This window comes from Cryobacterium sp. TMN-39-2 (assembly GCF_004402745.1).
Lineage (GTDB): Bacteria > Actinomycetota > Actinomycetes > Actinomycetales > Microbacteriaceae > Cryobacterium > Cryobacterium zongtaii.
In genome coordinates this window covers 27,274-44,277 of sequence record NZ_SOFX01000033.1, presented here as the reverse complement: position 1 = coordinate 44,277, position 17,004 = coordinate 27,274, and the positions used below count along the sequence as shown (strand labels likewise).

General features: G+C 69.6%; 17 protein-coding genes. 9 read left to right on the top strand and 8 right to left on the bottom strand.

All coding sequences use genetic code 11. From position 1 onward, the window contains the following. Nucleotides 1-31 precede the first annotated feature (31 nt). From E3O57_RS11820 to E3O57_RS11790, 7 genes are all read right to left on the bottom strand, one after another. Nucleotides 32-613, bottom strand: coding sequence for a DUF5655 domain-containing protein (locus tag E3O57_RS11820; RefSeq protein WP_088454849.1), 582 nt, complete (start codon nt 611-613; stop codon nt 32-34). Nucleotides 614-688: 75 nt separating this feature from the next. Then, a complete protein-coding gene (gdhA, locus tag E3O57_RS11815) occupies nt 689-2,038 on the bottom strand; it encodes an NADP-specific glutamate dehydrogenase (protein ID WP_103460111.1) in 1,350 nt (449 codons plus the stop codon). Between the two features lie 128 nt (nt 2,039-2,166). Next, nucleotides 2,167-2,598, bottom strand: coding sequence for an NUDIX domain-containing protein (locus E3O57_RS11810; RefSeq protein ID WP_241990389.1), 432 nt, complete (start codon nt 2,596-2,598; stop codon nt 2,167-2,169). Continuing rightward, nucleotides 2,595-3,449, bottom strand: coding sequence for a shikimate 5-dehydrogenase (locus E3O57_RS11805; protein WP_103429850.1), 855 nt, complete (start codon nt 3,447-3,449; stop codon nt 2,595-2,597). The genes E3O57_RS11810 and E3O57_RS11805 overlap by 4 nt, the downstream gene beginning before the upstream one ends. Before the next feature lie 71 nt (nt 3,450-3,520). Further along, nucleotides 3,521-3,730, bottom strand: a complete 210-nt coding sequence (locus E3O57_RS11800) for a YbdD/YjiX family protein (protein WP_103460113.1) — start codon at nt 3,728-3,730, stop codon at nt 3,521-3,523. Between the two features lie 16 nt (nt 3,731-3,746). Then, nucleotides 3,747-6,029 (bottom strand): carbon starvation CstA family protein, encoded by a 2,283-nt coding sequence (locus E3O57_RS11795; RefSeq protein ID WP_103479239.1) that lies wholly within the window; start codon nt 6,027-6,029, stop codon nt 3,747-3,749. A gap of 144 nt (nt 6,030-6,173) precedes the next feature. Then, complete coding sequence (locus E3O57_RS11790; RefSeq protein WP_103479240.1) at nt 6,174-7,019, bottom strand: polysaccharide deacetylase family protein; 846 nt, start codon at nt 7,017-7,019, stop codon at nt 6,174-6,176. Nucleotides 7,020-7,226: 207 nt separating this feature from the next. Here E3O57_RS11790 and E3O57_RS11785 point away from each other — a divergent pair, with 207 nt between their 5' ends. After that, nucleotides 7,227-8,612 (top strand): glycine--tRNA ligase, encoded by a 1,386-nt coding sequence (locus E3O57_RS11785; RefSeq protein WP_088454855.1) that lies wholly within the window; start codon nt 7,227-7,229, stop codon nt 8,610-8,612. A 138-nt stretch (nt 8,613-8,750) separates the two neighbouring features. On the opposite strand, the gene E3O57_RS11780 is transcribed toward E3O57_RS11785, so the two are convergent. After that, nucleotides 8,751-10,103 carry a glutamyl-tRNA reductase gene (locus E3O57_RS11780; protein ID WP_241990388.1) on the bottom strand — a complete coding sequence of 451 codons (1,353 nt, stop codon included), beginning with the start codon at nt 10,101-10,103 and terminating at the stop codon, nt 8,751-8,753. Between the two features lie 118 nt (nt 10,104-10,221). Between E3O57_RS11780 and hemE the strand changes: the two genes are divergently transcribed. From hemE to hemC, 8 genes are all read left to right on the top strand, one after another. Further along, nucleotides 10,222-11,367: a uroporphyrinogen decarboxylase gene (gene hemE / locus E3O57_RS11775; RefSeq protein WP_103479242.1), complete on the top strand. Its 1,146-nt coding sequence runs from the start codon at nt 10,222-10,224 to the stop codon at nt 11,365-11,367. Between the two features lie 54 nt (nt 11,368-11,421). Beyond that, entirely contained in the window at nt 11,422-12,918 is a 1,497-nt protein-coding gene (hemG, locus tag E3O57_RS11770) for a protoporphyrinogen oxidase (protein ID WP_103479243.1), read from the top strand. 89 nt (nt 12,919-13,007) lie between these two features. After that, nucleotides 13,008-13,406 carry a hypothetical protein gene (locus tag E3O57_RS11765; protein ID WP_088454859.1) on the top strand — a complete coding sequence of 133 codons (399 nt, stop codon included), beginning with the start codon at nt 13,008-13,010 and terminating at the stop codon, nt 13,404-13,406. 32 nt (nt 13,407-13,438) lie between these two features. After that, entirely contained in the window at nt 13,439-13,855 is a 417-nt protein-coding gene (locus E3O57_RS11760) for a phage holin family protein (protein WP_165787928.1), read from the top strand. After that, entirely contained in the window at nt 13,845-14,132 is a 288-nt protein-coding gene (locus E3O57_RS11755; RefSeq protein ID WP_103479244.1) for a DUF3618 domain-containing protein, read from the top strand. The genes E3O57_RS11760 and E3O57_RS11755 overlap by 11 nt, the downstream gene beginning before the upstream one ends. Before the next feature lie 93 nt (nt 14,133-14,225). Next, nucleotides 14,226-14,957 carry a hydrogen peroxide-dependent heme synthase gene (hemQ, locus tag E3O57_RS11750; protein ID WP_088454862.1) on the top strand — a complete coding sequence of 244 codons (732 nt, stop codon included), beginning with the start codon at nt 14,226-14,228 and terminating at the stop codon, nt 14,955-14,957. Beyond that, nucleotides 14,957-16,051, top strand: a complete 1,095-nt coding sequence (locus E3O57_RS11745; protein ID WP_088454863.1) for a ferrochelatase — start codon at nt 14,957-14,959, stop codon at nt 16,049-16,051. The genes hemQ and E3O57_RS11745 overlap by 1 nt, the downstream gene beginning before the upstream one ends. After that, the gene (hemC, locus tag E3O57_RS11740) at nt 16,048-17,001 is read left to right on the top strand and encodes a hydroxymethylbilane synthase (protein ID WP_103479245.1); all 954 of its coding nucleotides are present in this window, start codon (nt 16,048-16,050) and stop codon (nt 16,999-17,001) included. Before E3O57_RS11745 ends, hemC begins: the two co-directional genes overlap by 4 nt. Nucleotides 17,002-17,004 lie beyond the last annotated feature (3 nt).

Genomic DNA, 17,004 nt, shown 5'->3' with positions numbered 1-17,004 from the left:
GCGCTGAACCCCGCGCGCCGGGCGCACGCGGCTAGAGCGTCGCATCGTAGGCGTGCTTCAGCCAGGCGGCCACCTCGGAGTCGACCTGGCTGGCCGAGGTGAGCGGGATCCGGGCGGGGAAGTCGGCGCCGAGCTCGGTGGCCGGCCGCAGCCGGGTGCTCGGTGCCACGTCAGGCATCGGTATGCGCAGACCCAGGTCCACACGGTGCCGGGTGGTCGGCTGCACCACGGCGAAGGTGCGCTGCGGTCCGGACAACGCGACGTGCGTGGTGCGCGTCTGGATGCCCACCTCGTCGAGGTCGCCGGCGTACAGCAGCACGGCGTCCAGAATCGGCCGCAGCAACGGGCGGTCGGCATACTGGGCGTCGATCAGTTCGTCGGCGGCCCGCACCGTGGAGTCCGGGTAGCCGAACGTCTCGTGCACGAGAAGCGCGCGCGGGTAGCCGCTGAGCCCCTCGGTTCCCAACCACTCGCGCAGGGCGTGTTCGTCGGGTGGGTCCAACTCCTGGATGCGGGCCAGCCAGTGCTCGAGGCCGCTGCCGGTGGACTGCTGCAACATGCCGATCTCCCAGAGCCGGATCGCGGCCCAGGGCAGTGGCTGCTCGTCGGTCATGCAGGCAGGGTACGCCCGCGGCGCCGCCCGCGCACCGACTGTGCGCCGGCCGCGCCGTGGGTTTCGGCTCGTCGCCTAGATGACGCCCAGCGCGAGCATCGCGTCGGCGACCCGCGTGAAGCCGGCGATGTTCGCCCCGGCCACGTAACTTCCCGGTGTCCCGTACTCGTCAGCGGTCTCCAGGCACCGATCGTGGATGCCGCGCATGATCTCGGCGAGACGGTCCTCGGTGTGCTCGAAGGTCCACGAGTCGCGCGACGCGTTCTGCTGCATCTCCAGCGCGCTGGTGGCCACCCCGCCCGCGTTGACGGCCTTCGCGGGAGCGAACAACACGTTGGCCTCCGCCAACAACCGGGCGGCGTTCGGGGTGGTCGGCATGTTCGCGCCCTCGGCGACGATCTGGCAGCCGTTGCGGATCAGCGCCGCGGCGCCGTCGGCGTCGAGTTCGTTCTGGGTCGCGCACGGCAGCGCGATGTCGCACGGAACATCCCAAATCGACCCGCCGGCGACGTGCGTGACGCTTCCCGGGCGCAGGGTCGCGTACTCGGCGATCCGTCCCCGGCGCTCACCCTTGACCTCCTTGAGCAGGGCGAGGTCGATCCCGGACGGGTCGACGACGTAACCGCCGGAGTCCGAGCAGGCGATCACGGTGCCGCCGAGCTGGTGCACCTTCTCGATCGCGTAGATCGCGACGTTGCCCGAGCCGGACACGACGACGCGCTTGCCGTCGAAGCCCTGGCCGGCGGCTTTGAGCATCTCGTCGACGAAGAACACGGTGCCGTAGCCGGTCGCTTCGGTGCGCACCTGGGAGCCGCCCCAGCTCAGTCCCTTGCCGGTCATCGTGCCTGACTCGTAGCGGTTGGTGATGCGCTTGTACTGGCCGAACATGTAGCCGATCTCACGCCCGCCGACGCCGATGTCACCGGCCGGGACATCCGTGTACTCGCCCAGGTGCCGATACAGCTCGGTCATGAACGACTGGCAGAAACGCATCACTTCGGCGTCCGAGCGGCCCTTCGGATCAAAGTCTGACCCGCCTTTTCCGCCGCCGATGGGCAGCCCGGTGAGGGAGTTCTTGAAGATCTGCTCGAAGCCCAGGAATTTCACGATCCCGAGGTTGACGCTCGGGTGGAAGCGCAGGCCGCCCTTGTACGGCCCGAGGGCGGAGTTGAACTCCACCCGGAACCCGCGATTCACCTCGATCTTGCCCGAATCCGTCACCCACGGCACCCGGAAGATGATCTGTCGTTCGGGTTCGCACAGGCGTCGGATCACGGCCGAGTCGGCGTACTGCGGATGCTTGGTCACCACCGGTCCGAGACTCTCCAGAACCTCCCGCACCGCCTGGTGGAATTCGGCTTCGCCCGGGTTCCGGTCGAGGACCTCCTCGAAAATTGGAACCAACTGCCTGTCGAGCACCGACATAGATCTCCTTAGTGCGTGGGGGAGCCGAAGGCAGCTCGGCAGCTGCGTGATGGGTTCGGCCTTTCCACCGTACCGGCTCCACCTGGCAGGGGCATTCGGGGGTGCCCGCCGCCCGCGCAGCGCGACGCTCAGTCGATCAGGTCGGCGGCGTGCAGACGGCGCAGCACCTCGACACCGGCCGGCGGGCACCGCTGGTGGTCGGCCGAGGTGGCCCAGTGCACGGCGCTGACCTCGGCGCTGGCCGCGGGTTCATCGGTGGTCTGAGCCCCGAAGACGCTCATCCGCACCAGCCGGCCGTCGGGTTCGCCGTGTGCCTGGATCAGCACGGTGAACAGGGGTTCGAGTTCGGCGGGGTCCAGGCGCACGGTGACCTCTTCCCAGGCTTCCCTGGCGGCCGCATCCGCCTCGCCCTCGCCGGGGTCGATCTTGCCGCCGGGCATGAACCAGACGTCCCTCCCGCGGGCGGTGACCATGAGCACCCGGCGGTCACGGATGAGTGCGACGGCGGCGACCAGGATGTCGGGGTGCGCGCCGGCGGGCGCGGCCGGAGCGTCGCTCACGCGCGGGCGAAGGCCGAGGCGTCCCGCACCTGCTCGGGGGTCGGCCGCACGCCGGTGTAGCGCTCGAACTGTTCGGCGGCCTGCAGGGCGATGACCTCGGCGCCGGTGATGACGGTCTTGCCGGCCGCCCGCGCCGCGAGGATCAGCGGCGTCTCCGCGGGCAGCGCCACGACGTCGAAGACGGTGTCGGCTGCGGCGATGGCCGCGGCCGTGAAGGCGGACTCGGTGGCCTGCGCGCCGCCGGCCATGCCGATCGGGGTGACGTTCACCAGCAGCGGCGCTGTCGCGGTGCCGGGCTCGGCCAGCCAGCTGTAGCCGAGCTCGTCGGCCAGGGCCCGGCCGCGGCTCTCGTTGCGGGCCACGATGGTGCCCGCGGCGAAGCCGGTGTCGCGGAGGGCAGCACCGACGGCCTTGGCCATGCCGCCGGACCCGCGCAACAGGAACGGGGTGGCCGGGTCGAGGTTGTTGGCTCTGAGCAGGTCGGCCGCGGCGATGTAGTCGGTGTTGTACGCCCGCAGGTAGCCGTCGTCGTTGACGATGGTGTTCACCGACTGGATGGCCGTGGCCGAGGCGTCGAGTTCGTCCACGAGAGCGATGACATCCTCCTTGAACGGCATCGACACCGAGCAGCCGCGGATGCCGAGCGCCCGCACCCCGGCGATGGCGCCGGCCAGGTCGGTCGAGGTGAACGCCTTGTAGACGAAGTCCAGCCCGAACTGCTCGTAGAGGTAGTTGTGGAACCGGGTGCCGAAGTTGCTCGGCCGCGCGGCCAGCGAGATGCAGAGCCGGGTGTCTTTGTTGAGCGGGGGCTTGGTCGGAGTCGTCAGCGGGGGCTTCGTTGTGTCAGTCATCGCCTCCAATGCTACGGCCCGCCCGGATTTTCACCCGGGCGGGCCGCAGTACTGAAGAGGAAGGGACGCGCTCAGCAGCACCGGCCCTGGGGATTGGTGTCCTGACGGTCGGTCTGGTCGCGCCAGAACTCCCGTTCGGTCAGCACCGGTGCCGAGGCATCCGTGCCGTGCACCGACTCGTGGTGCGCGCGGTACTTGTCGTAGGCATCCTCACCCATGACCCCTTTGACGTACCAGGCGAGCCCGGCCGCGGCCGAGCGCACCGCGGTGGCGACGCGCATCAGTGCTGGCCTGACATCAGTGCTCGCGCGCCTTGCGCTTACCGGTCTTCGGGAGGGCGTCCCAGAGGGCCTGGTTGGCCTTCTCGGCCGGCGTGGCCATGATGCCCGCCGGCGCGAAGATCCGCGACGGCACGGCCGGGTCCTCGCTGGTCGCACTGGCGTGGGTCTTCCACGCGTTCCAGGTGGCCTGCAGCGCGGTGAAGATCACGACCACGGCGAGGGTGACGAAGACTATCGAGAGGATGCCCTGCACCATGGTGTTGCGCACCACGGCCTCCATCGCCTCAACCGAGGTGGCCGTGCCGAAGCTCGTCTCCCCGGCGGCCAGGGCATTGGAGAACGCGGCGTTCTGGGCGAAGTAGCCCACCGACGGCACGGTCGAGAAGATCTTCAGGATCGAGGCAGTGATGGTCACGACGGCCGCGAAGCCGAGCGGCAGCGCCACGATCCAGATGTACTTGAACAGTCCGCGCTTGGCCACGATGGCCATACACACGGCGAGGGCGATCGCAGCCAGCAGCTGGTTGGCGATACCGAACAGCGGGAACAGCGTGTTGATGCCGCCGAGCGGGTCGGTGACGCCCATCACGAGCACCGCGCCCCAGGCTGCGACCATGATGCCGGTGCAGATCCAGGCGCCGGTGCGCCAGCTGGTGTCCTTGAACTTCGGGAAGATGTTGCCCAGGCTGTCCTGCAGCATGAACCGCGCGACGCGGGTGCCGGCATCCACTGCCGTGAGGATGAACAGCGCCTCGAACATGATCGCGAAGTGATACCAGAACGCCATCATGCCGCTGCCGCCGGCGACCTGCTGCATGATGTTGGCCAGCCCCACCGACAGGGTCGGGGCGCCACCGGTGCGGGACACGATCGATTCCTCGCCGACGTTGATCGCGGTCTGGGTGAGGAGCTCAGGGGTGACGCTCACGCCGGTCAGGCCCAGGCCGTTCACGAACGCGGCCGCGCCCTGCACGGTGCCGCCGGTGAGGGCGGGTGACGCGTTCATGGCGTAGTAGATGCCCTGGTCGATCGACAGCGCGGCCACGAGGGCCATGATCGCCACGAAGGACTCCATCAGCATGCCGCCGTACCCGATGAACCGGCTCTGGCGTTCCTTCTCGATCAGCTTGGGCGTGGTGCCGGAGGCGATCAGCGCGTGGAATCCGCTCAACGCACCGCAGGCGATGGTGACGAAGAGGAACGGGAAGAGGGTGCCGCTGACGACAGGGCCGGCGCCGCTGGAGGCGAACTCGGTGACCGCGGGAACCAGGATCTCGGGCCGCACGATGATGATCGCGATGGCGAGCATGCCGATGGTGCCGATCTTCATGAAGGTGGAGAGGTAGTCGCGCGGGGCCAGCAGCAGCCAGACCGGCAGGATGGCGGCGATGAAACCGTAGACGATGATGCCGATCGCCAGCGGCACCTTGTCGATGGTGAAGAGGGCCGCGCCCCACGTGGTTTCGCTGATCGCGCCACCGCCGACGATCGCGGCGATGAGCAGCACGAAGCCGATGATCGAGATCTCGGTGACCTTGCCCGGGCGCAGGAAGCGCAGGTAGCAGCCCATGAACAGGGCGATCGGGATGGTCATGCCGACCGAGAAGACGCCCCAGGCGCTCTCGGCGAGGGCGTTGACCACGACGAGGGCGAGGATGGCCACGATGATGACCATGATCGTGAGCGTGGCGAGCAGGGCGGCGGTGCCACCGACCCGGCCGAGCTCGTCGCGGGCCATCTGGCCCAGCGACCGGCCGCCACGGCGCATCGAGAAGAACAGCACCAGGTAGTCCTGCACCGCACCGGCGAACACCACCCCGACGATGATCCAGATCGTGCCGGGCAGGTAACCCATCTGCGCGGCGAGAACCGGGCCCACCAGGGGGCCGGCGCCTGCGATGGCGGCGAAGTGGTGGCCGAAGAGCACCCGGCGGTCGGTGGCGGCGTAGTCCTTGCCGTCGGCCTTGTACTCGGCGGGGGTCGCCCGCCGGTCATCCGGGTGAAGCAGGTGCTTCTGGATGTAGTTGGAGTAGAACCGGTACCCGATCAGGTACGTGCAGATGGCGGCGAAGACGAACCAGATGGCGTTCACGGTCTCGCCGCGGACGACGGCCAGCATCACCCAGCTCAGCCCGCCGAGCAGCGCGATGGCCAGCCAGATCGCGATCTTCACCGGGGTCCAGTGGGCCTCCTCGGCCTCGTGGATTCTGGGATCCAGGGCCACCGGCGGAAGGGCCGGGTCCTGGGTCAGGTCTGGATCGTCGGTTGCGCCTTGCGGAATGCTGGACGTCGCGCCCATCGGTACTCCTCTTTGAGGTACACGGTCTATGAAAACACAGAGAAACTCACAGCATTTTGCCGGGTAACTCGGTAACGGTAACACTCGTCGCGCTCGGCAACGGTGCCATTGGTCCCCCTGGTGACGTGTCGTGAGGTGCGAATGTCACGGATGAGCCGCGCTGGTGAACACATCGTTGAGGGTGACGGTGGTCAGCCCGCGGTCGTGCAGCAGCGCGCGTAACTGCGGGAAAACGTTGGTGACCGGTTCGAAGTTGAGGTGCCCGATCACGATGTGTTGAGGCAGGAACCAGGTGGTCGCGAAATCCACCACCTGTTGTTCGGTGAGGAGCCCCGAGTCCGCCAGCGACCCGTACCAGGTGGTCGGGACCGTGTAACCCAGCGCGGCGGCCAGGGCATCCACCCGATCGTCGTGCACGCCGTACGGCGGCCGGAAGTAGGGCCGGGCGTCGACGCCGTAGGTGTCGCTGAGGAAGTCGTGGTTGCGCTGGAGTTCGGTGGTGACGTCGGCGTCACTGAGGGCGCTGAGGTCGGGGTGTGACCAGGTGTGGTTGCCCAGCTGGATCTGGCCGGTCTGCACGAGCGGCCGGAGCCGGTCGGCGTTGTCGGTCCAGGCGTCGTAACAGCCGGTGACGAAGAAGGTGAGCCTGGTGCCCGTCTCGGCGGCGAAGCGGATGTACCGGGCCAGCACCTCGCTGCTGGAGCCGTCGTCGACGGTCCAGGCCAGCAGGGTGCCCTCGCCGGGCAGGTCGGACAGGGTGCCGGGCGGCACCGGAACCCGCACCAGACCGGGCGCGGGCTGGGCGACGGGCACGGGCGGCGGTACCGCGCCGGGCAACGGCCGGGGGAGCGGGCTGGGAGTCGGTGGCGTCGTCGTTGCCGGGACGCTCGGGCGCGGGTCGGCTGCGAGGGTCGCGCAGCCGGCAAGGGTGAGGGAAAGGCCAAGCGAGGCCAGCACGGTGCGCCGGGTGAGGGCGGGGTCCTGCCGCACGGCGGTCCTCCCCCCGGAGCCGGTCGTTGGAGCCGATGGAAAGCCAGAACAAGCCGGGCGTGAGTCGAACGAGTCGAAGATATCGCCGCTGCCGGCCGCTGACAACGCCCGTAATCGGGGGCCGTGCCCGCATCGCTAAAATGGACGAATCCGTACCCGGGCCTCTGCCCGGTATTTTGACCATCCTTTTGGACCATTGGAGCCACCGTGGCCGCACTTTCCCGTCTTGATTCCGTCATCGCCCTCGCCCGCCACCGCGGCTTCGTCTTCCAGGCCGGTGAGATCTACGGCGGCAGCCGGTCGGCCTGGGACTACGGGCCCCTCGGTGTGGAGCTGAAGGAGAACATCAAGAAGCAGTGGTGGCGGTTCATGGTCACCAGCCGCGACGACGTCGTGGGCCTGGACTCCTCGGTCATCCTGCCGCGCAAGGTCTGGGAGGCCTCCGGCCATGTCGAGGTCTTCTCCGACCCGCTGGTGGAGTGCACCAGCTGCCACAAGCGCTTCCGCGAGGACCACCTGGTGGAGGAGTTCGAGGAGAAGAAGGGCCGCGCCCCCGAGGGCGGCATCGACGGCATCGCCTGCCCCAACTGCGGCAACCGGCACACCTGGACCGAGCCGCGCGCATTCTCGGGCCTGCTCAAGACCTTCCTCGGCCCGGTCGACGACGAGGCCGGCATGCACTATCTGCGCCCGGAGACCGCGCAGGGCATCTTCGTGAACTTCGCCAACGTGCTCCAGGCGGCGCGCATGAAGCCCCCGTTCGGCATCGGCCAGATCGGCAAGAGCTTCCGCAACGAGATCACCCCCGGAAACTTCATCTTCCGCACCCGCGAGTTCGAGCAGATGGAGATGGAGTTCTTCGTCGAGCCCGGCAGTGACGAGGAATGGCACCAGTACTGGATCGACCAGCGGATGAGCTGGTACACGGGTCTGGGCATCAACATCGAGAACCTCCGCCTGTTCGAGCACCCCGCGGAGAAGCTCTCGCACTACTCCAAGCGCACCGTCGACATCGAGTACCGCTTCGGCTTCTCCGGCAGCGAGTTCGGTGAACTCGAGGGTGTCGCCAACCGCACCGACTTCGACCTCAAGACGCACTCGGAGGCGTCGGGCAAGGACCTCTCCTACTTCGACCAGACCAAGAACGAACGCTGGGTCCCCTATGTGATCGAGCCCGCTGCCGGCCTGACCCGCTCGCTGATGGCGTTCCTGGTGGATGCGTACCACGAGGAAGAAGTGCCCAACGCGAAGGGCGGCGTCGACAAGCGCACCGTGCTCAAGCTCGACCCGCGCCTGGCCCCGATCAAGGCCGCCGTGCTGCCGTTGAGTCGCAACGAGGCCCTCTCACCGATGGCCCGCTCGCTGGCCGCGCGCCTGCGCGAATCGTGGAACGTGGACTTCGACGACGCCGGCGCCATCGGCCGTCGTTACCGCCGCCAGGACGAGATCGGCACGCCGTACTGCATCACGGTGGACTTCGACTCGCTCGAGGACCAGGCCGTCACCGTGCGTGACCGCGACACCATGGCGCAGGAGCGGGTGCCCCTGGCCGAGCTCGATGCCTACCTGGCCGTGCGCCTGCGCGGAGCGTAACCCGCCCCATCCGGCGCCTGACCCGCTTGAGCGTTTCGCGGGTCGGGCGCCGCTGTGCGCGTGGCACGCCACCCGCAGAGCGGCGCCGCACCCGCATAACTCCGGATGCTGCGCCTCCGGGCTACCGTGACGGCCGGGTCAGGACGCGGTGTCGGAGACGCCGGCCGCGCCGGGCAGCCCGACGGGCGCCGCCGCGGTCTCCGGCAGGGTCACCTCGATGCCGAACAGGGCGTCGAGCCCGCCGAGGAACGCTTCCTGATCGCCGGCGCGGGCCAGCTCGCGGGAACGCACCATGGGCGTGTGCAACAACACCCCGGCGAGGTGCCGCAGGGCGGATTCGGTCTGCTCGCTGGTGTCACCGCGCCGCCTGGCCCGCTCGATCTCCCCGTCGAGGATGTCGAAGACGTGCGAACGCAGCGCCACGACGGCGGGCGCCAGGCTCTGCTCCTCGGCCACGGCCGAGAACTTCCTGGCGGCGCGGCCCACCAGCTCTCGCGCCTCGCTGGTGGCGTTGAGCTGTTCGAGCGGGGCGTGGATGCGGATGGTCTCGAGGTCGAGCAGCTCCACCCCGGGCACGTCGCTGACGTCGGGGTCGACGTTTCGCGGCAGGCCGAGGTCGATGACCAGCTGGCGGGCCGCCTCGGCCTCGGAACCGACGGGACAGGAGCGCACGGGACCGGCCTCGGCAACCGGCGCACCGACACCGGCGTGCGTCGCGGCGAGGAGCGCCCGGCCGGCGGTGAGGATGCCCGCATCGATGACGTGGTGATCGACGGTGGTGCAGGTGAGGATCAGGTCGGCCAGGGCGGTCTCGGCGGCCAGGGAATCGGCATCCGTCGACACGGCCGAGATGTCGTGGGCCACGGCGAACTTCTCGGCCCGGCCCGACGACGAGTAGACCCGCACGTCGGTGACGCCGAGTTCACGGAGGGCCGCCAGCGAGGCGCCGGCGTACCGGCCGGTGCCCACGAGCAGCACCCGGGTGTGTGCCCAGTCGGTGACCCGGCTCTCGGCCAGTTCAAGCGCCAGACGCACCAGGGAGCGGCCGGCGGCGCCGATGCCGGTGTGGTTCTTCACGCCGCGGGAGGTCTGCGAGGCGCGCTGGAACAGGCGCTCCAGCTCGGGGCTGGTGGTGCCGGCGGCGCGGGCCTCCTCGAGGGAGCGCCGCACCTGGCCGGCGATCTCGCCCTCGCCGACGACCACGGACTCGAGTCCGCTGGTCACGGCGAAGAGATGCTCGGCCACGCCGTTGCCGTGCACAAGGTCAAGGGTGTCGCGCAGCAGCGCGGCGCTCACGCCGGTGCTCTCGCTCACGGCGTCGATCGCGGCGTAGACCGCGGGAAGCGGGGAGACCCCGAACGGTTCGTCGAGGTCGAGGTAGGCCTCGAAGCGGTTGCAGGTGGCCACGACCACGGCCCCGCTGAGGGCATCGTGCCCCGTGAGCATCCCGCCCGCTGCCGAGTCGGCGCCCACAGACAGCTTTTCGAGCACGTCAAAGCTAGAGTTCTTGTGGTTCGCGGACAAACAAATCAACACCGCTTGATTCTACGGTGTGTGCAACAACACCTCGAATCGTTCCCCCGGCCGATGTAGAGGACAATCGAGAGTGATGAACCTCGCGACGACACACCCACTTTCTTCCGGCCTCACCGCAGACTCCCGGCTCGTGCGGGCATACCAGGGCACCCGTCCGGACGTGACTCCGGTCTGGTTCATGCGCCAGGCCGGCCGCTCGCTGCCCGAGTACCGCGAGCTGCGGGTGGGCACCCGGATGCTCGACGCCTGCCTGGACCCCGCCATGGCCAGCGAGATCACCCTGCAGCCGATCCGCCGGCACGGTGTCGACGCGGGCATCCTGTTCAGCGACATCGTGGTGCCCCTCAAGCTCGTGGGCGTGGACGTGGAGATCGTGGCCGGCAAGGGCCCGGTGCTCGCCAAGGCCGTGCGCACCGCGGCGGATGTCGACAGTCTCACCGCGCTCGACCCCGCCGTGCTCGACACGGCATTGGCCCCGATCAGGGAGGCCGTCGCGCTCACCGTCGCTGCGCTGGGCTCGACCCCGCTGATCGGTTTCGCCGGGGCGCCGTTCACCCTCGCCGCGTACATCGTCGAGGGTGGACCGTCCAAGGACCACATCCACGCCCGCACGCTCATGCACTCGGATCCGGACGCGTGGGCCCGGCTGATGGCCTGGACCGCCGAGGTCACCGGCCGGTTCCTCCGCGCCCAGGTGCTCGCCGGCGCCAGCGCTGCGCAGCTGTTCGACTCCTGGGCCGGCGCCCTCTCGCTCAACGACTACACCCGCTTCGTCGCCCCGGCGTCCACCGCCGCGATCGCGCACGTGCGCGACCTCACCTACACGGAACCCGCCGCCGACGCGGCCGCCGATCCGGAGTCGATCCGGCGCAACGTACCCGTCGTGCACTTCGGCGTCGGCACCGGCGAATTGCTCAAGGCCATGCACGGCATCGGCGCCGACGTCGTCGGGGTGGACTACAGGGTGCCGCTGGATGAGGCCAGCCGGCGCCTCGGCGGTGTCGTGCCGGTGCAGGGCAACATCGACCCCGCCCTGCTGAACGCGCCCTGGCCGGTGCTGGAAGCACACGTTCTCGACGTGCTCGAGCGCGGCCGCACGGCGCCGTCCCACGTGCTCAACCTGGGCCACGGTGTGCCGCCGGAGACGAACCCCGACGTGCTCACCCGGCTCGTGGAGTTCGTGCACAGCACGACGTCGAGTACCTCCAGCGCGTCCTAGAACACCGCTCACTCGAGCACGTGCCGGCGGTAGCCGCCGGCGGAAAGCAAGGTCATGAAGGACGTTCTGGTCATCGGCGGAGGTGTCGCCGGTCTGGTGGCCGCCCGCGAGTGCGCCCACCTCGGGCTCAGCGTTGTCGTGCTGGAGACCGCAGACGCGCCGGGCGGAGCCGTGGCCGGCCACGAGGTCGCCGGCCTCCGGCTCGATGCCGGTGCGGAGAGCTTCGCCGTGCGCGGCAACACCGTGGCGGCCTTCATCGCCGACCTCGGCCTCACCGCCGAGATCATCGAACCGAACCCGGCCGGGGCCTGGCTGCACCTGCCGCCGCACCGGCCCGGCGGAGCCCCGATGTCGGTGCCGCTGCCCAAGGCCGGCGTGCTCGGCATTCCGGGCTCACCGCTGGCCGAGGACGTGCGCCGCGCGATCGGCTGGTCCGGCGCCCTGCGCGCCTACGCCGACAGGCTGATGCCGGTGCTCAAGATCGGCCGTGAGCAGAGCCTCGGTGAGCTCGTCGGCAAACGGATGGGCACCAAGGTGCTCGAACGCCTGGTCAACCCGGTCGCCGGCGGCGTCTACGCCACCGCGGCCGCCGACCTCGAGGTCGACGTCGTGGCCCCTGGCCTCAACCGCGCCCTCACCACGGCCGGGTCGCTCTCCGGCGCCGTCACGGCTCTCCGCACCGCCGCACCGGCCGGTTCCGCCGTCCGCGGGCTGAACGGCGGCATGCACCGCCTCGTCGCCGCCCTCGTCACCGATCTCGACACCTACGACGTCGAGATCCGCACGAGCACCGCCGCGACCGGCCTCACGCCCGTTGACACCGAAGAAACCGGCGCCGACGGCACCGTGACGACCACCCGCACGTGGGCCGTCCGGCTTGCCCCGACGGCGGATGCCGCGGCCGCGGCCGACGCCGAGCCGGGCACCCTCGAAGCCCGGCAGGTCATCCTCGCCGTGCCGGCGGCAGCCGCCCTGGCCCTGCTGGCCCCGCTTGGCGCCGAATTCGCTGCTCTCGCCGCCCTGGACTGGCCGGAACCGGCCGCCGTGGAGCTCGCCACACTGGTGCTCGACGCCCCGGTGCTGGACGCGCATCCGCGCGGCACCGGCGCGCTCGTGGCGGAGGGGACCCCTGGCGTCACCGCCAAGGCGATCACCCACGTCACCGCCAAGTGGGCCTGGGTGGATGCCCTCACGCCGCCCGGCCGGCACATTGTGCGGCTCTCCTACGGACGCGCCGGCGCCCCGGTGCCGACCCTCGGCCTCAGCGACGACCAGCTGCAGCAGCTCGCCGTGCAGGACGCCGCCGCGATCCTCGGGGTGGACCTCGCCAAAAGTCAGGTGGCCGGTTTCGCCCGCACGCTGTGGGCCGACGGCCTCTCGCCGGCCACGATCGGCGCGCCCGAACGCATCCGCCGGGTGCGGGAGGTCGTCGAGACCACGCCCGGCCTCGACGTGACCGGTGGCTGGCTCTCCGGCACCGGCCTGGCCTCGGTGATACCCGACGCCCTCGCGGCGGGTATCCGGGTCAGGCGGGCAGTGCTAGACCTCTGATCAGGAGTCTTTTAGGTGCCGTACACATGTGCCTCCCCGGGCTGGGGGGCTACGCTGGCAACTCATGAACGTATAGGAATGGAGTCACAATGCGGGGAAAGCTTCTTTTCATCACGGGTGGCCTCGTGGGCTATGTGCTGGGTGCACGCGCCGGACGTCAGCGCTACGACCAGATCGCGTCGGCCGCCTCGGACCTGTGGAACCGGCCGCCCGTGCAGAGGCGCGTGAACGAGGTCAAGGACTTCGCCCTCGAGCGTGTCGGCGACGTTCCCGGCGCACTCTACGAAGCGGGCAAGAAGGTCGCTTCTGCAGTGTCGAACAAGACCGACAAGACCAAGGGCGCCCCGGCCACCGGCACGTCCGGCGCCGCCACCGCGGCCACGAAGGCCGCCGCATCCGCCACGAAATCGGCCAAGGCGGCGGCGGATTCTGCCACCTCCGCGGCTGATTCCGCGAAGGCCGCCGACGACACCTCGGCCGCGCAGTAATCTCACAGACGACAGTCCAAGGAAGGATGCCAGTGAGCAACAGCGGGTACAACCCCAAGAGCAAGCAGTCACTGTTCACGCTCCTCAGCGAGCTTCCCGGTCAGATCGTTGATCTGGTCAAGGCCGAGATCGACGCCTTCAAGGCCGACATCTCCGGCAAGGCCAAGAACGTCGGCATCGGCCTGGGCCTGTTCATCGGTGCCGCGGTGTTCGGCTTCTTCGCGATCATCGTGTTCATCGCCCTGGCCGTGATCGCTCTCGACCTCGTGCTGCCGCTTTGGCTGGCCGCCCTCATCGTGGCCGTCGCGCTGCTCCTGATCGCGGTGATCCTGGCCCTGATCGGGCTCAACCGGGTCAAAAAGGGCACCCGCCACGACCCGGATGGCGTGACCGCGAGCATCCAGAAGGACGTCGACGCATTCAAGGGAGTTGGCGAGTATGAGCACTGACAAGAGCCCGGAGACCACGCCGGAACACCGAAGCACCGCCGAGTTGCGCTCCGAAGCCGACCGGGCGCGTGCCGCGCTCGCCGGCACGCTGGACGCCATCGAGTACAAGCTCAATGTGCCCAAGCAGATCAAGATCAATACCCGGCGCTTCACCCTAGGGTTGCACAGGCTCGGCGATGACAACCCTCTCGCCCTGGCCGGCGTCGCCCTGGGTGCTGCCGCGGCAGCCGGAACAATCGTGTGGTGGGGCGTGAAAACGGTCCTCGAGCGCCGCTGAGCGCGCGGGTGGGCGGGTCTACTTTTGGCTCTCCGGGCAAAGCGGTGGAGACTAGTACACATGACTCACCCGGCTGCCGGAGAGGCAGTAGACATGACCACGCCCACCCCCGCTACACACACCTCATCAGAGGCTGAACCCACCGAGGCCTCGCCCTCCGGATTCACCCTCTTCACGGTGCTGCGCAAGGACCCGGCCAACCCCGACGACCTCGACGGTCGCGACGTGCCGCGGTTCGTCGACGAACTCGACGACATCATCGCCCTGGTCGAGGCCGAGGGCGTGACCCTGCGCGGGATCTACGACGTCTCCGGCCTCCGCGCCGATGCCGACGCGATGCTCTGGACCCATGCTGATGAGGCTCAGACCTTGCAGTGGGCCAACCGGGAGCTGCGCCGCAGCCGCCTGCTCAAGAGCCTGCTGCCCACCTGGAACGCCATGGGTGTGCACCGCGACGCCGAGTTCAACAAGAGCCACGTGCCCGGCTTCCTGCGCGGCGTCGAGCCCAAGGCCTGGCTCACCGTCTACCCCTTCGTGCGCAGCTTCGAGTGGTATCTGCTGCCCGAGGCCGAGCGCAGCAAGATGCTCGCTGACCACGGCCGCAAGGGTGCCGCGTTCCGCGGCGCCATCGCCAACACAGTGTCGTCGTTCGCGCTGGGCGACTACGAGTGGCTGCTGCCGATCGAGTCCGACGAGCTCACCGAGCTTGTCGACCTGATGCGGGAGCTCCGCGCCACGGAGGCCCGTCGTCATGTGCGCGAGGAGGTGCCGTTCTACACCGGACGGCGCATCTCGACCGCCGAGCTTGTGGAGGTCCTGCAGTAATGACGAACTACGACGCCATCCTGCTCGCCGGCTTCGGCGGACCAGAGGGCCAGGACGACGTGATCCCGTTCCTGCGCAACGTCACCCGTGGCCGCGGCATCCCGGAGGAACGCCTCGAAGAGGTCGCGGTGCACTACCGCCACTTCGGCGGCATCAGCCCGATCAACCAGCAGAACCGCGTGCTGCGCGCCGCCCTGCAGGCCGAACTGGACCGTCGCGGCATCAACCTGCCGGTGATCTGGGGCAACCGCAACTGGGCGCCCTACCTGCCGGACACCATCGCCGAGGCGCACGCCAACGGCCAGGACCGCCTGCTCGCCATCGCCACCAGCGCGTACAGCTCCTACTCCGGCTGCCGCCAGTACCGGGAGGACTTCGCCCAGGCGCTGGACACCACCGGACTGACCGGCACCGTGCAGATCGACAAGATCCGCCAGTTCTTCGACCACCCCGGCTTCGTCACCCCGTTCATCACCGGTGTGCGCCAGGGCCTGGCCGACGTCGAAGCCGCGAACCCCGGCATCAACCTCAGCACCGAGGTCGAGGTGCTGTTCAGCACCCACTCGATCCCGTCCACGGATGCCGCCAAGAGCGGGCCCGCCGAGCGCGGCTTCGGGGAGGGTGGCGCATACGCCGCCCAGCACCTGGCCGTCGCCGACGTGGTCATGCAGGGCCTCGAGTCCCCGTGGCAGCTGGTCTACCAGTCCCGCAGCGGCCCGCCCAGCATGCCGTGGCTCGAGCCCGACATCAACGACGCCATCGCGCTGCTGCCGGCGCGCGGCATCCGCGCCGTCGTCATCGTGCCACTCGGCTTCGTCAGCGACCACATGGAGGTCATGTGGGACCTCGACAACGAGGCCACCGAAACGGCGAAGGAACACGGTCTGTTCTCGGTGCGGGTGCCCACCCCCGGCGCTGACCCGGTCTACGTGAGCGGCTTGATCGACCTCGTCGAGGAGCGTCTCAACGACGTGCCCGTTGAGGGCCGTCCAGCCCTGACCGACCTCGGCCCCTGGTACGACATCTGCCGGCCGGGCTGCTGCGAGAACGTGCGCCTCGGTTTCAAGCCGGCCGTCGCCGGTGTAGCGCCGTGAGCACCATCCGCGTCGGCACCCGGGGCAGCGCCCTGGCCATGGCCCAGACCACGGCCGTCGCCAACCGCATCCAGGCCGCGACCGGTGGCGAGGTGGAGATCATCCCGATCACCACGCACGGCGACGTGTCCCGTGAATCCCTCTCCAGCCTGGGCGGCACCGGCGTCTTCGCCAGTGCCCTGCGCGAGGCCCTGCTGAACGACGAGTGCGACGTTGTCGTGCATTCGTTCAAGGACCTGCCCACCGAGGAGTACCCGGGCCTCGTCATCGGCGCCACGCCCAAGCGCGCCGATGCCAGGGACGTACTCTGCGCCAGGGAGGGCTACACCCTGGCCACCCTGCCCGAGGGCGCCACGGTCGGTACCGGGTCTCCCCGCCGCGCGGCGCAGCTGCGCGCCCAGCGTCCCGACCTGGAGGTCGTCGACATCCGCGGCAACGTCGGCACCCGGCTCGCGCTCGTCGCCGACGAGAAGCTGCACGCCGTAGTGCTCGCCGCGGCGGGCTTGGGCCGCCTGGGCCTGCTGGAGAACATGGCCACCGACTACCTGGAACTCTCCGACTGGCCCACCGCGCCGGGGCAGGGCGCCCTGGCCATCGAGGTGCGCCAGGGTAAGCCGGACCGCCTGCTCACCAAGGCCCTCGCCGTGCTCAACCACGCCACCACCCAGGCCACAGTGACGGCCGAGCGCCACGTGCTCGCCCGGCTCGAGGCCGGCTGCGCGGCCCCGATCGGGGCCACCGCTGTGCTCGACGACGGCCTGCTGTTCCTCACCGCCACCGTGTACAGCCCGGATGGCACCCGCCGGATCACCGCATCGCACGCGGCGACCCCCGAGTCGCACTCCGCTGTCGACCTGCAGGATGCCGCCCTCGACGTCGCCGAGCGCGCCGCCCGAGAGCTTCTGGCCGGCGGGGCCGCCGAGATCGCCCCGCTGTCGGTGACCCTGTGAGCG

Bases quoted from the DNA above. Each gene is read 5' to 3' on its own strand.
- E3O57_RS11820 (WP_088454849.1), bottom strand. From the start codon at position 613: ATGACCGACGAGCAGCCACTGCCCTGGGCCGCGATCCGGCTCTGGGAG.
- gdhA (WP_103460111.1), bottom strand. From the start codon at position 2,038: ATGTCGGTGCTCGACAGGCAGTTGGTTCCAATTTTCGAGGAGGTCCTC.
- E3O57_RS11805 (WP_103429850.1), bottom strand. From the start codon at position 3,449: ATGACTGACACAACGAAGCCCCCGCTGACGACTCCGACCAAGCCCCCG.
- E3O57_RS11800 (WP_103460113.1), bottom strand. From the start codon at position 3,730: ATGCGCGTCGCCACCGCGGTGCGCTCGGCCGCGGCCGGGCTCGCCTGG.
- E3O57_RS11795 (WP_103479239.1), bottom strand. From the start codon at position 6,029: ATGGGCGCGACGTCCAGCATTCCGCAAGGCGCAACCGACGATCCAGAC.
- hemE (WP_103479242.1), top strand. From the start codon at position 10,222: ATGAACCTCGCGACGACACACCCACTTTCTTCCGGCCTCACCGCAGAC.
- hemG (WP_103479243.1), top strand. From the start codon at position 11,422: ATGAAGGACGTTCTGGTCATCGGCGGAGGTGTCGCCGGTCTGGTGGCC.
- E3O57_RS11765 (WP_088454859.1), top strand. From the start codon at position 13,008: ATGCGGGGAAAGCTTCTTTTCATCACGGGTGGCCTCGTGGGCTATGTG.
- E3O57_RS11755 (WP_103479244.1), top strand. From the start codon at position 13,845: ATGAGCACTGACAAGAGCCCGGAGACCACGCCGGAACACCGAAGCACC.
- hemQ (WP_088454862.1), top strand. From the start codon at position 14,226: ATGACCACGCCCACCCCCGCTACACACACCTCATCAGAGGCTGAACCC.
- E3O57_RS11745 (WP_088454863.1), top strand. From the start codon at position 14,957: ATGACGAACTACGACGCCATCCTGCTCGCCGGCTTCGGCGGACCAGAG.